This window comes from Streptomyces sp. NPDC127595, from assembly GCF_042671685.1.
Classification (GTDB): Bacteria; Actinomycetota; Actinomycetes; order Streptomycetales; family Streptomycetaceae; genus Streptomyces.
The window spans coordinates 353,813-366,490 of sequence record NZ_JBHXWK010000001.1; the positions used below are offsets into that span (position 1 = coordinate 353,813).

Genomic DNA, 12,678 nt, shown 5'->3' on the forward strand with positions numbered 1-12,678 from the left:
CACTGGGGGAGTGGGCTAGCTTCGCCCGCCATGAGGGGCTTGGGAAAGACGCGACGCACGAGACGTACGAGTCGGATGGTCACCGTGGGGTTGTGCGCGGGAGCGCTCGCCGCGGTGCTGACGGCACCCGCACAGGCGCAAGGGGCGGCAGAGGTGGCGGCCGGGGCACCCCATTGGGAGTTGAAGGACAGCGGCACGGACGTGCGCTTCCGCGGGCTGTCGGCTGTCAGCAGGAACACCGCCTGGGTGGCCGGCTCCGGCGGCACCGTGCTGCGTACCGGCGACGGCGGCGCGAGCTGGCGGAACGTCTCGCCACCCGGCGCCCAGGACCTGCAGTTCCGCGACATCGAGGCCTTCGACGCCAGGCGCGCCGTGGTCCTGGCCATCGGTGAGGGCGACGCCTCCCGGGTGTTCAGGACCGAGGACGGCGGCGCGACCTGGACCGAGTCGTTCCGCAACACCGACGCCAAGGCCTTCTACGACTGCATCACCTTCTTCGACAGCCGCCACGGCCTGGCGATGAGCGACCCGGTGGACGGCAAGTTCCGCATCCTGTCCACCAGCGACGGCGGCCGCTCCTGGAAGGTGCTGCCCGACGAGGGCATGCCTGCGGCCCAGGACGGCGAGGCGGGCTTCGCCGCCGGCGGGCAGTGTCTGGTGAGTTCGGGGTCGCGTGATGTGTGGCTGGCCACCGGCGGGGGTGCACGCGCGCGTGTGCTGCACTCTGCCGACCGGGGCCTGACCTGGACCGCCGCCGACACCCCCATCCCCGCCGGCACCTCGGCACGCGGTGTCTTCGCCCTCGCCTTCCGGGACCGCACCCACGGCCTCGCGGTCGGCGGCGACTACAACCCCGACCAGGCCTCCCCGCAGGCGGCGGCGTACACCCCCGACGGCGGCCGCACCTGGAAGCCCGCGGCACAGCCGCCGCCCGCGTACCGCTCCGGCGTCACCTGGTTCCCGCACAGCCGTACGTCCGCTCTCGCGGTCGGGCCCACCGGCACCGATCTGACGACCGACGGCGGCCGCACCTGGCGCACGCTGGACACCGGCTCGTACGACACCGTGGACTGCGCCCCCGACCTCGGCTGCTGGGCGTCCGGCGAGAAGGGCCGGGTGGCGCGTCTGCAACGTTGACGCGAGAGGTGTGCACCCTTGGGAGTGGGTACTCGATGCGCGAAAGGAAGTGATCAGTGATGCCACGCGGTTCGAGCCCCAAGCGGGAACGCCAGTACGAGCACATCAAGGAGAGCGCCCGTGACCGGGGCGAGAGCGAGAAGCGCGCGGAGGAGATCGCCGCCCGCACCGTCAACAAGGAACGCGCCCGCGCCGGTGAGTCGAAGACGGCGAGCCGGACCTCCACCGAGGACATGTCGTCCGCCAAGCGCGGCGGTCAGCGCTCGCACAAGGGCGCCCAGGGGCCGACGTACGACCAGTTGTACGCGGAGGCCAAGCGGCGCGGCATCCACGGCCGCTCGGACATGAACAAGCAGCAGCTGCGGCACGCGCTGGGCGACAAGGACTGACGGCGCCGGCCGAGCGTGCGCACTCCGGCCGGGCGTACGCACCCCGGGCCGGACGTACCCACCCCGGACGGGCCTGCCCGCTCTCCGGTCGTACGCTTGTGCCCACCATGACGACCGTGAGCATCCCCGCGGGCTGGCCCGCCACCGAAGAGCAAGCACGCGCCGCGCAGGACGAGTTGCGGGGGCGGGTGGTCCTCGGAGAGGCAGGACCGCCGCCCGGCACCGGCCGGGTGACGGGGGTCGACGTGGCGTACGACGACGAGCGGGACGTCGTCGTGGCCGCGGCCGTCGTGCTCGACGCGGCGACGCTCGACGTCGTCGCCGAGGCGACCGCCGTCGGCCAGGTTTCCTTCCCGTACGTTCCCGGGCTCCTCGCCTTCCGCGAGATCCCGGCCGTCCTGGCCGCACTCGACGCCCTGCCCTGCGCACCGGGTCTCGTCGTCTGCGACGGCTACGGCCTGGCCCACCCGCGCCGCTTCGGCCTCGCCAGCCACCTCGGCGTGCTCACCGGGCTGCCCACGATCGGGGTCGCCAAGAATCCCTTCACCTTCGACTACGAGGAGCCCGGCGCCCGGCGCGGCAGCGTGTCCCCGCTCCTCGCGGGCCAGGACGAGGTGGGCCGCGCCCTGCGCACCCAGGACGGCGTGAAGCCGGTGTTCGTGTCGGTCGGCCACCGGGTGAGCCTCGACAACGCGTGTACGCACACGCTCGCGCTCACCCCGAAGTACCGCCTCCCGGAATCCACTCGACGCGCCGACTCCCTCTGCAGACGGGCGCTCCAGGAGGCAACTCCCTGAGCGCCGCGCACTGATGACTGAGTACGTTTTCTGAGTACGAGTACGGATGTGGGCGCACTGTCATGATCGGCAGGCTGTGCAGCATGACAACGCACCGCGCCCCGAAGGCCGAAGCCCACCCCACCCAGCCCGTCGAGCGCGCCGTGATGGCCGCGTTGTTCCTCGCGGTGATCGCCGGAGTCGCCTGGATAGGCGGGATGATCTACACGGTCACCGGGTGGACGTTCTGAGCCTCTGGACGGTCCCCTAGAGGGTGGCCGCCACCCGGAAGGTGATCCCCGCCGCACGGAGCCGCGCCGTCAGCGCGTCCCCCATCGCCACCACCGTCGTGACCTGCCCGGCGGTGTCCGGCAGTTCGTCGAAGGCCAGTGACAACGCGGACTCCGCGAGCATCTTGGCGGTCTCGCCGTAGCCGGGGTCGCCACCCGCGACCTCCGTGAAGACGCGGCGCCCGCCGCCCTCGCCGACGAACCGCACCGAGAACCAGCTCTTCGCACGCAGCGCCGCGCTCGGTCCCTCCCCGGGCTTGAACCGGTCGGACAGCCAGCGCCGGGCGGGCGGGACCTGGGCGGCCGCGAAGAGCGCACCCGTCGCGGCGACGCCGCCCAGCGCGATGGGCAGCCGTTCGACGGCCGCGTAGTGGCGGTAGCGGAAGTCGGGCCCGTACCGCTCCAGGGCCTGTGCGGACCGTCGCACCACCTGGGGGTCGAGGGTGGGGAGCGGCAGGGCCCACGCCCCGATCTCCTTGGCGAACCGCGGAGCGCTCTGTGGTGCCGTCGCCCGACGTCCCACCGGCCGAGGCTCGTGCCGGCGGCGGTCGCGGGCGGCGGCCAGCAGGTGCCGCCCGCGCGAGAACTGGCCGAGCGCCGAGGCGAACGTGCCGCCCGAGAACATCGCCTGGGTGCGCACGAACCCGTCGACCCGCAGCGGAACGCCCTCGGGAAGCTGTTGCACGGTGAAGTACGCGCCCAGGTCGTGCGGAATCGAGTCGAAACCGCAGGCGTGCACGAGCCGCGCGCCGGTCTCCCGCGCGCGCGTGTCGTGCCGGACGTAGGTCAGGTCGACGAACTCGGGCTCACCGGACAGGTCGGCGTAGTCGGTACCGGCGTCGGCGCAGGCGGCCACCAGTTCCTCGCCGTAGGTGACGTACGGCCCGACCGTGGTGGCCACCACGCGCGCGCAGCGGGCGAGTTCACGCAGCGACTTCGGATCGGACACGTCCGCGCGAATGACGCCGGGGGCCGGGGGGTCGGCGGGAGTGTCAGTCGAACGGGGAGCGCCGGCCAGCCGCTCCCGCAGCCGGTCCAGCTTCTCCTGGCTCCGTCCCGCGATCGCCCACCGCAGCCCCTTGGGCGCGTGCGCGGCGAGATACTCCGCGGTGAGTTCCCCGACGAAGCCCGTGGCTCCGAAGAGCACGATGTCGTACGCGCGGTCCGCGCGATCCGTCTCGTTCGGCCTGCTCATGACACTCCTGCTCCTCGACCGCGCAGCCGTGCGCGAAGCGCCGTTGTCGGTGGCTGAGGCTAGCGTGAGGAACGAGCAGCCGGACAACGAGGTCGGACGAAAAGGTCGGAGGTCGCCGTGGCCGTGCCGAAGAACGCCCTGAAGAAATGGGAGAAGGTGCGCGAGTTCTCCCTCGGGCTGCCCGGCGCCACCGAGGAGTTCCCCTGGGGCGAGTCCGTCGCCAAGGTCAACAAGAAGGTGTTCGTCTTCCTCGGCATGGACGACGGCAGCTACCCGCTGGCCGTCACGCTGAAGCTCAAGGACGACGAGGCGCACGCCCACGCCCTGACCTCGCCCGGCGCCGAGCCCGCCGGTTATGGCCTGGGCAGATCCGGCTGGGTGCGCATACCCCTGGAGGAGCAAGGGGCTCCGGCGGCGGAGCTGCTCTGCGACTGGGTCGAGGAGAGCTACCGGGTGATCGCGCCGAAGAAACTGATCACGGAGCTGGACGCCCGCTGAGGGCTCCCGCTCGGCCGACGGCGCCGGAATTTAACTAAGCGCTTGCTCGTTGAGGGCTTGCCCGATGTGGAACACGTTCTTAACATCACTGATGTCACATCAGTAGTGTCACAGAGCTGGGGGCTTGATGGCAGTGACGGGTACGGCAGGGCATGGCCCCCTCGCCGGAGTGCGCGTTGTCGAACTGGCGGGGATCGGCCCCGGCCCGTTCGCCGCGATGCTTCTTGCCGATCTCGGCGCCGACGTGGTCCGCGTGGACCGCCCCGGTGGCGCCGGGCTCGCGATCAATCCCGAGTACGACATCACCAACCGCAACAAGCGGTCGGTCGTGATCGACCTCAAGGCGCCGGACGGGCCCGCCCACGTCCTCGACCTGGTCGACCGCGCCGACATCCTCATCGAGGGCTACCGCCCGGGCGTCGCCGAGCGCCTCGGCGTGGGACCGGCGGACTGCCACGCCCGCAAGCCCGCGCTCGTCTACGGCCGGATGACCGGCTGGGGACAGGAGGGCCCCCTTGCCCAGCGCGCCGGGCACGACATCGCGTACATCGCCCTGACCGGCACGCTCGGGATGATCGGCAAGCCGGACGAGCCGCCCATGGCCCCCGCGAACCTCCTCGGCGACTACGCGGGCGGCTCGCTCTACCTCGTGGTCGGCGTCCTCGCCGCGCTCCACCACGCCCGCGCGACCGGCGCCGGACAGGTCGTGGACGCGGCCATCGTCGACGGCACCGCGCACCTCTCCGCGATGATCCACGGCATGCTCGCCGCCGGCGGCTGGCAGGACCGGCGCGGCGCCAACCTGCTGGACGGCGGCTGCCCGTACTACGGGACGTACGAGACGTCCGACGGGCAGTACATGGCGGTAGGCCCCCTGGAGCAGCAGTTCTACGACGAATTCGTGGGCCTGCTGGGCATCGAGGACCAGGCACCGGCCCGCAAGGACCTGTCGCGCTGGGGCGAACTGCGCGAGACGGTCGCGGCCGGCTTCAAGACCCGTACGAGGGACGAGTGGACGGCCGTCTTCGAGGGCTCCGACGCATGCGTGGCGCCGGTCCTCTCGCTGCGCGAAGCCCCCGCCCACCCGCACCTGGCCGCCCGCGGCACCTTCACCGACCACGGCGGCATCACCCAGCCCGCCCCCGCGCCCCGCTTCTCCGTCACCCGCACCTCCGTCCGCAGCGGCCCCGCCCAGCCGGGCGCCGACACGGCGGACGTGGCCCGCGACTGGGACGTACCCGACCTCCAGAAGGGCAGCCCCGGATGAAGCGGCGGATCTTCGAGCCCGAGCACGACGCGTTCCGCGAGACGGTGCGCACCTTCCTCGCCAAGGAGGTGCTGCCGTACTACGAGCAGTGGGAGAAGGACGGCATCGTCTCCCGCGAGGCCTGGCGGGCGGCCGGGAAACAGGGGCTGCTCGGGCTGGCGGTGCCCGAGGAGTACGGGGGCGGCGGCAACGCCGACTTCCGCTACAGCGCCGTACTGGCCGAGGAGTTCACGCGCGCGGGGGCCGCCGGAATCGCGCTCGGCCTGCACAACGACATCATCGGGCCGTATCTGACGGGCCTCGCCACCGAGGAGCAGAAGCGCCGCTGGCTGCCCGGGTTCTGCGACGGCTCGCTGATCACGGCGATCGCCATGACCGAACCCGGCGCCGGATCCGACCTCCAGGGCATCGCGACACACGCCGAGGACCGCGGCGACCACTGGCTGCTCAACGGCTCCAAGACCTTCATCTCGAACGGAATCCTCGCCGATCTGGTGATCGTGGTGGCGAGGACGACCCCCGAAGGCGGTGCCAAGGGGCTGTCCCTGCTCGTCGTCGAGCGAGGCATGGCGGGCTTCGAGCGCGGACGCAACCTCGACAAGATCGGCCAGAAGGCCCAGGACACGGCCGAGTTGTTCTTCAACGACGTCACCGTGCCCAAGGAGAACCTGCTCGGCGAGCTGAACGGCGCCTTCGTCCATCTGATGAACAATCTCGCGCAGGAGCGCATCGGCATCGCCGTCGCAGGGATCGCCGCCGCCGAGTACCTGCTCGAAATCACCACGGAGTACGTCAAGGAGCGCGAGGCCTTCGGACGCCCGCTCTCCAAGCTCCAGCACATCCGCTTCGAGATAGCCGAGATGGCCACCGAGTGCGCCGTGACCCGGACCTTCCTCGACCGCTGCATCGTCGATCACTCGAACGGGGAACTCGACGCCGTACACGCCTCGATGGCCAAGTGGTGGGCCACCGAACTGCAGAAGCGGGTCGCGGACCGCTGCCTCCAACTGCACGGCGGCTACGGCTACATGACCGAGTACCGCGTGGCCAAGGCCTTCACCGACGGCCGCATCCAGACCATCTACGGCGGGACCACCGAGATCATGAAGGAGATCATCGGCCGTTCCCTCCTCGGCTAACCCTCCTGAAAGGCTTGATCAGTGAGCACCGAAGCGTATGTGTACGACGCGATCCGCACCCCGCGCGGCCGCGGCAAGGCGAACGGCGCCCTGCACGGCACCAAGCCCATCGACCTCGTCGTCGGGCTCATCCACGAGGTACAGCGCCGCTTCCCCGGCCTCGACCCGGCCGCGATCGACGACATCGTGCTCGGTGTCGTCGGCCCGGTCGGCGACCAGGGCTCCGACATCGCCCGGATCGCGGCGCTCGCCGCCGGACTCCCCGACACGGTCGCCGGAGTCCAGGAGAACCGCTTCTGTGCCTCGGGCCTGGAAGCCGTCAACCTGGCCGCGATGAAGGTCCGTTCGGGCTGGGAGGACCTGGTGCTCGCGGGCGGCGTCGAGTCGATGTCGCGCGTGCCGATGGCCTCGGACGGCGGCGCCTGGTTCGCCGACCCGATGACCAACCTGGCCACCAACTTCGTACCGCAGGGCATCGGCGCCGACCTCATCGCCACCATCGAGGGCTTCACGCGCCGCGATGTCGACGAGTACGCGGCGCTGTCCCAGGAGCGGGCCGCCGCCGCGTGGAAGGACGGGCGCTTCGAGAAGTCCGTCGTCCCGGTGAAGGACCGCAGCGGCCTCGTCGTCCTCGACCACGACGAGCACCTGCGTCCCGGGACCACCGCCGACTCGCTCGCCAGGCTGAAGCCGTCGTTCGCCGACATCGGCGACCTGGGCGGCTTCGACGCCGTGGCGCTTCAGAAGTACCACTGGGTGGAGTCGATCGACCACGTCCACCACGCGGGCAACTCCTCCGGCATCGTGGACGGCGCCTCGCTCGTCGCCGTCGGATCGAAGGAGGTCGGCGAGCGCTACGGGCTCACCCCGCGCGCGCGGATCGTCTCCGCGGCCGTCTCCGGCTCCGAGCCCACCATCATGCTCACCGGACCCGCTCCCGCGACCCGCAAGGCGCTCGCCAAGGCCGGTCTGACCATCGACGACATCGACCTCGTCGAGATCAACGAAGCCTTCGCGGCGGTCGTCCTGCGCTTCGTCAAGGACATGGGCCTGTCCCTGGACAAGGTCAACGTCAACGGCGGCGCGATCGCGCTGGGCCACCCGCTCGGCGCCACCGGCGCCATGATCCTCGGCACCCTCGTCGACGAACTGGAGCGCCAGGACAAGCGCTACGGCCTCGCCACCCTGTGCGTGGGCGGCGGCATGGGTATCGCCACGATCGTCGAGCGCGTCTGACCTTTCCCGACGGATCAACGGACAACGGATCCCGGGACAACGGATCCACGGAACGGATCCAGGGACAACGGATCCACGGATCAACGGAGCAAGCCCTGATGAGCACTGAGCCCACCACCATCCGCTGGGAACAGGACGAGACCGGCGTCGTCACCCTCGTCCTCGACGACCCCAACCAGTCCGCCAACACCATGAACCAGGCCTTCCAGGCCTCGATCGCGGCGATCGCCGCACGCGCCGAGGCCGAGAAGGACTCCATCCGCGGAATCATCTACACCTCCGCCAAGAAGACCTTCTTCGCGGGCGGCGACCTCAAGGAGATGATGGGGGTCGGTCCGGAGAACGCCCAGCAGGCGTTCGAGATCGGCACCGGCATCAAGTCCGCCCTGCGCCGCATCGAGACCCTCGGCAAGCCGGTCGTCGCCGCCATCAACGGCGCGGCACTCGGCGGCGGTTACGAGATCGCCCTGGCCTCCCACCACCGCGTCGCCCTCGACACCCCCGGCACGAAGATCGGCCTGCCCGAGGTCACCCTCGGGCTGCTCCCGGCGGGCGGCGGCGTCGCCCGCACCGTCCGGCTGATGGGCATCGCGGACGCGCTGCTGAAGGTGCTGCTCCAGGGCACCCAGTACTCCGCGCAGCGGGCCCTGGAGAACGGTCTCGTCCACGAAGTGGCGGCCACGCCCGAGGAGTTGCTCGCCAAGGCACGCGCCTTCATCGACGCCAACCCCGAGTCACAGCAGCCCTGGGACAAGCCTGGCTACCGGATCCCGGGCGGTACGCCGTCGAACCCGAAGTTCGCCGCCAACCTGCCCGCGTTCCCGGCCAACCTGAAGAAGCAGCTGAACGGCGCGCCCTACCCGGCCCCGCGCAACATCCTCGCGGCCGCCGTGGAGGGCTCGCAGGTCGACTTCGAGACCGCGCTGGTCATCGAGGCGCGCTACTTCACCGAGCTGGTCACCGGGCAGACCGCCAAGAACATGATCCAGGCGTTCTTCTTCGACCTCCAGGCGGTCAACTCCGGCGCCAACCGGCCCAAGGGCATCGCACCGCGCCAGGTCCGCAAGGTCGCCGTCCTCGGCGCCGGGATGATGGGCGCGGGCATCGCCTACTCGTGTGCTCGCGCGGGCATCGAAGTCGTCCTCAAGGACGTGTCCGCCGCAGCGGCGGCCAAGGGCAAGGCGTACTCCGAGAAACTCTGCGCGAAGGCCGTCTCCAGGGGACGTACGACGCAGCAGAAGGCCGACGCGCTGCTCGCCCGCATCACGCCCACGGCGGACCCCCAGGACCTGGCCGGCTGCGACGCCGTGATCGAAGCCGTCTTCGAGGACACGTCGCTCAAGCACAAGGTGTTCCAGGAGATCCAGCACCTCGTCGAGCCCGACGCGCTGCTCTGCTCCAACACCTCGACGCTGCCGATCACCGTGCTCGCCGAGGGCGTGGAGCGGCAGAGTGACTTCATCGGGCTGCACTTCTTCTCGCCGGTCGACAAGATGCCGCTCGTCGAGATCATCAAGGGCGAGCGGAGCGGGGACGAGGCACTGGCCCGCGCCTTCGATCTGGTACGCCAGATCAACAAGACCCCGATCGTCGTCAACGACTCGCGCGGCTTCTTCACCTCCCGCGTCATCGGGCAGTTCATCAACGAGGGTGTCGCGATGGTCGGCGAGGGCATCGAGCCCGCGTCCGTCGAGCAGGCGGCCGCCCAGGCGGGCTACCCGGCCAAGGTCCTGTCCCTCATGGACGAGCTGACGCTCACTCTGCCGCGCAAGATCCGCAAGGAGTCCCAGCGGGCCGTCGAGGAGGCGGGCGGCACCTGGGAGACGCACCCGGCCGAGGCCGTCATCGACCGCATGGTCGACGAGTTCGGCCGCCCGGGCCGCAGCGGCGGAGCGGGCTTCTACGAGTACGGCGCGGACGGCAAGCGCGGCAAGCTGTGGCCCGGCCTGCGTGAGCACTTCACCAAGTCCGGATCCGAGATCCCGTTCGCTGACATGCAGGAGCGCATGCTCTTCTCCGAGGCGCTGGACACCGTCCGGCTCCTGGAAGAGGGCGTGTTGACGTCCGTCGCGGACGCCAACATCGGGTCCATCTTCGGGATCGGCTTCCCGGGCTGGACCGGGGGTGTCCTGCAGTACATCAACGGGTACGACGGTGGCGCCGGGGCACCTGCCGGCCTGCCCGCATTCGTGGCACGCGCGCGTGAGCTCGCCGAGCGCTATGGGGAGCGGTTCACGCCTCCGGCGCTGCTGGTCGAGAAGGCGGAGAAGGGGGAGCGGTTCCGCGACAGCTGAAGACGGGGCCGACGGGGATGACGGCGACGACGGGACCGACGCTGACCGCAAACCGGTCCCGACGACGGGGGACCGACGCTGACCGTAAACCGGTCCCGACGACGGCGACCGACGCTGACCGTAAACCGGTCCCGACAACGGGAACCGACGCTGACCGCGAACCGGTCCCCGTCATCTTCGTCATCCTCGTCATCCCCGTCGCACCGGCGGGGCCATTCCGGCGAGTGGAATGCGCCCTTGCCGAGTGCCTGACGGTTCATCACACTCGCCCCATGGAGACACGTACCGCGCTGGTGACCGGAGCGGCACAGGGCCTGGGGCTGGAGTTCGCCGTCGCGCTCGCCGGGCGCGGTTACCGGGTCGCGGGGATCGACCTCGTCCCGCAGCCGGAGACGGCCGAACGGGTGCTGGACTACGTGGAGTTGATCGCCGACGTCACCGACGAGGAGCAGATCCGAGGTGCGCTGGACCGTCTCATCGATCAGTTCGGGACACTGCACGTTCTCGTCAACAACGCCGGTGTGTACCCGGAGTCGGCCTTCGAGGACACCACGCCCGACGAGTGGCGGCGCGTCATGCGCGTCAACCTGGAGGCGCCGTTCCTGCTGACCCGTGCCGTACTGCCGTATCTGAAGGCGGCCGGCTGGGGCCGCATCGTGAACATCGTGTCTGCGGCCGTCTTCACCGCGCCGCCGACGATGGTCGCGTACGTCGCCTCGAAGGCCGGCCTGATCGGCTTTACGCGCTCACTGGCCGCCGCGCTAGGCCCGTCCGGCATCACCGTGAACGCGATCGCGCCGAGCGTGGTCCGCACCGCCGCCGCTGAGCGGACCGTCGGTGCGGACGGCGGCTTCGAGCACGTACGCGCCCAGCAGGCCGTCCCCAGGACCCAGGAGCCGTCCGATCTCGTCTCGACCCTGCTGTACGTCGTCGACGAGGGCAGCGGCTTCCTGACCGGCCAGACCCTTAATGTGGCCGGCGGGTCGGCGTACTTCTAGCCGCTTGTGGCGACGGTCGGCGCAGGACTCACTCCTTGAGCCACTCCCGGAGCTCCTCCTTGAGCGAGCGCTGGAACGTCGTCAGCAGCGCCTGCACCACCAGCGGTTGCATATGCGCCGACAGCGACTTCACCGCCGCCACCGACTCGCGCTCGCCCACCGCGTCACGCAGCAGCGCGGACAGCTCGTGGGCCGCCGCGCGCGAGTGCTCCAGCAGAACGGTCCGCGCCGCGAGGATCGTCTCGTGCGCGATGGGTACGTCGAGAAGCTGTACGCCGAGCCGCAGCAGCCCCGGGTCGACGCGAAAGGAATCCGCGGTCGGCGTGATGATGCCCATCGCGGCGAGCCGGTCCAGTTCTTCCTCGTCCAGCGAGCGCCCCGTCCGCTGCTCCAGCTCCTCGCGCGTCACGTATTCCGCCGCGTCGGGCGCCCAGGAGGCCACCACAGCGCGGTGGATGGCGAGCTCGTGTGCGCTCAGATCGAGCGGCAACTGCTGAAGATGCCGCTCGATGGCCGCCAGCGTCATGCCCTGGTGCTGCAACTCCTCGATGAGGGCGAGCCGGGCAAGATGCTCCTGGCTGTAGTGGCCCACCCGCCTGGGCCCGATCACCGGCGGCGGCAGCAGACCCTTGGTGCTGTAGAAACGAACCGTACGGACCGTGACACCCGCCCGCGCGGCCAACTCATCAACCGTGAGCGCCGGCTCCTCGGTGTCGGTCGTCATGGCGGGCCCTGCCTCTCTGGGTTGTGCAGCGAGCTGGTGCAACAGTATTGCTGTCTCACCAGTGTTGTGAAAGCACCTGCGCGGCTTCCGCCGGGTCGGGGGCCACTGTCAGTGGCAGCCCTTACGGTGGCGTCATGTCCGAGATCGCGTACGTCAGGGGCGACGCCACCACTCCGCTGGGGAAGGGCGTCAAGGTGATCGCCCATGTCTGCAACGACATCGGGGGATGGGGGAAGGGCTTCGTACTGGCCGTCTCGCGCCGCTGGCCGGAGCCGGAAGCGGCGTATCGCGCCTGGCACCGAGACCGCGCGCACAACGACTTCGGCCTGGGCGCGGCCCAGTTCGTCCAGGTGGAGCGATACGTGTGGGTGGCGAACCTGGTAGGCCAGCGAGGCACACGCACAGGCAGCAAGGGTGTACCCGTGCGCTACGACGCCATTGACCAGGCCCTCGGACTGCTGGCCGGCAGAGCCGCCGAGCTCGGCGGCTCCGTTCACATGCCGCGTATCGGCTGCGGTCTCGCCGGGGGCAAGTGGTCCCGTGTGGAGCCGCTTGTCGCGGAGCGGCTGGTGAAGCAGGGGATAGCTGTGACGGTGTACGACCACGGGGACTGAGGGCCGCCAACGGCCGGGGTGTGCGTCGGGAAATGGGTTGGGCAACTTTACGCCCACCCATTCCGTCGCGTAGGAGACCCAGCTTTTAACACAATCCGCAATGGGCCGGTGTACACATTTT

Annotated in this window: 13 protein-coding genes; 11 read left to right on the forward strand and 2 right to left on the reverse strand. The window is 70.3% G+C overall.

Annotation, left to right across the window (positions count from 1 at the left end; all coding sequences use genetic code 11):
• The first annotated feature begins 75 nt into the window (after positions 1 to 75).
• The 4 genes from ACFVKT_RS01540 (at position 76) to mmpA (ending at position 2,553) form a co-directional block, all read left to right on the forward strand.
• Positions 76 to 1,137: a WD40/YVTN/BNR-like repeat-containing protein gene (locus ACFVKT_RS01540; protein WP_385726385.1), complete on the forward strand. Its 1,062-nt coding sequence runs from the start codon at positions 76 to 78 to the stop codon at positions 1,135 to 1,137.
• 59 nt (positions 1,138 to 1,196) lie between these two features.
• Positions 1,197 to 1,526 (forward strand): plasmid stabilization protein, encoded by a 330-nt coding sequence (locus tag ACFVKT_RS01545; RefSeq protein ID WP_385726387.1) that lies wholly within the window; start codon positions 1,197 to 1,199, stop codon positions 1,524 to 1,526.
• 107 nt (positions 1,527 to 1,633) lie between these two features.
• Positions 1,634 to 2,323: an endonuclease V gene (locus ACFVKT_RS01550; RefSeq protein ID WP_385726389.1), complete on the forward strand. Its 690-nt coding sequence runs from the start codon at positions 1,634 to 1,636 to the stop codon at positions 2,321 to 2,323.
• Positions 2,324 to 2,406: 83 nt separating this feature from the next.
• Positions 2,407 to 2,553: a morphogenic membrane protein MmpA gene (gene mmpA / locus ACFVKT_RS01555; protein WP_385726391.1), complete on the forward strand. Its 147-nt coding sequence runs from the start codon at positions 2,407 to 2,409 to the stop codon at positions 2,551 to 2,553.
• A 16-nt stretch (positions 2,554 to 2,569) separates the two neighbouring features.
• Here the strand turns inward: mmpA and ACFVKT_RS01560 are convergent, their stop codons facing one another.
• Positions 2,570 to 3,787 (reverse strand): saccharopine dehydrogenase family protein, encoded by a 1,218-nt coding sequence (locus ACFVKT_RS01560; RefSeq protein WP_385726393.1) that lies wholly within the window; start codon positions 3,785 to 3,787, stop codon positions 2,570 to 2,572.
• 117 nt (positions 3,788 to 3,904) lie between these two features.
• On the opposite strand from ACFVKT_RS01560, the gene ACFVKT_RS01565 reads away from it, so the two are divergent.
• From ACFVKT_RS01565 to ACFVKT_RS01590, 6 genes are all read left to right on the forward strand, one after another.
• Positions 3,905 to 4,285, forward strand: a complete 381-nt coding sequence (locus ACFVKT_RS01565; protein ID WP_385726395.1) for an MmcQ/YjbR family DNA-binding protein — start codon at positions 3,905 to 3,907, stop codon at positions 4,283 to 4,285.
• 127 nt (positions 4,286 to 4,412) lie between these two features.
• A complete protein-coding gene (locus ACFVKT_RS01570; RefSeq protein ID WP_385726397.1) occupies positions 4,413 to 5,552 on the forward strand; it encodes a CaiB/BaiF CoA transferase family protein in 1,140 nt (379 codons plus the stop codon).
• On the forward strand, positions 5,549 to 6,691 hold the full coding sequence (locus ACFVKT_RS01575; protein WP_385726399.1) for an acyl-CoA dehydrogenase family protein: 1,143 nt from the start codon (positions 5,549 to 5,551) through the stop codon (positions 6,689 to 6,691). The genes ACFVKT_RS01570 and ACFVKT_RS01575 overlap by 4 nt, the downstream gene beginning before the upstream one ends.
• A 21-nt stretch (positions 6,692 to 6,712) precedes the next feature.
• A complete protein-coding gene (locus ACFVKT_RS01580; RefSeq protein ID WP_385726401.1) occupies positions 6,713 to 7,927 on the forward strand; it encodes an acetyl-CoA C-acetyltransferase in 1,215 nt (404 codons plus the stop codon).
• A 98-nt stretch (positions 7,928 to 8,025) separates the two neighbouring features.
• Positions 8,026 to 10,221: a 3-hydroxyacyl-CoA dehydrogenase NAD-binding domain-containing protein gene (locus ACFVKT_RS01585; protein WP_385726403.1), complete on the forward strand. Its 2,196-nt coding sequence runs from the start codon at positions 8,026 to 8,028 to the stop codon at positions 10,219 to 10,221.
• A gap of 272 nt (positions 10,222 to 10,493) precedes the next feature.
• Entirely contained in the window at positions 10,494 to 11,219 is a 726-nt protein-coding gene (locus ACFVKT_RS01590; protein WP_385726405.1) for an SDR family NAD(P)-dependent oxidoreductase, read from the forward strand.
• Positions 11,220 to 11,247: 28 nt separating this feature from the next.
• Here ACFVKT_RS01590 and ACFVKT_RS01595 read toward each other — a convergent pair whose 3' ends face one another.
• On the reverse strand, positions 11,248 to 11,943 hold the full coding sequence (locus tag ACFVKT_RS01595) for a MerR family transcriptional regulator (RefSeq protein ID WP_385726407.1): 696 nt from the start codon (positions 11,941 to 11,943) through the stop codon (positions 11,248 to 11,250).
• Positions 11,944 to 12,077: 134 nt separating this feature from the next.
• Here ACFVKT_RS01595 and ACFVKT_RS01600 point away from each other — a divergent pair, with 134 nt between their 5' ends.
• The gene (locus tag ACFVKT_RS01600; protein WP_385726409.1) at positions 12,078 to 12,557 is read left to right on the forward strand and encodes a macro domain-containing protein; all 480 of its coding nucleotides are present in this window, start codon (positions 12,078 to 12,080) and stop codon (positions 12,555 to 12,557) included.
• Positions 12,558 to 12,678: the final 121 nt, after the last annotated feature.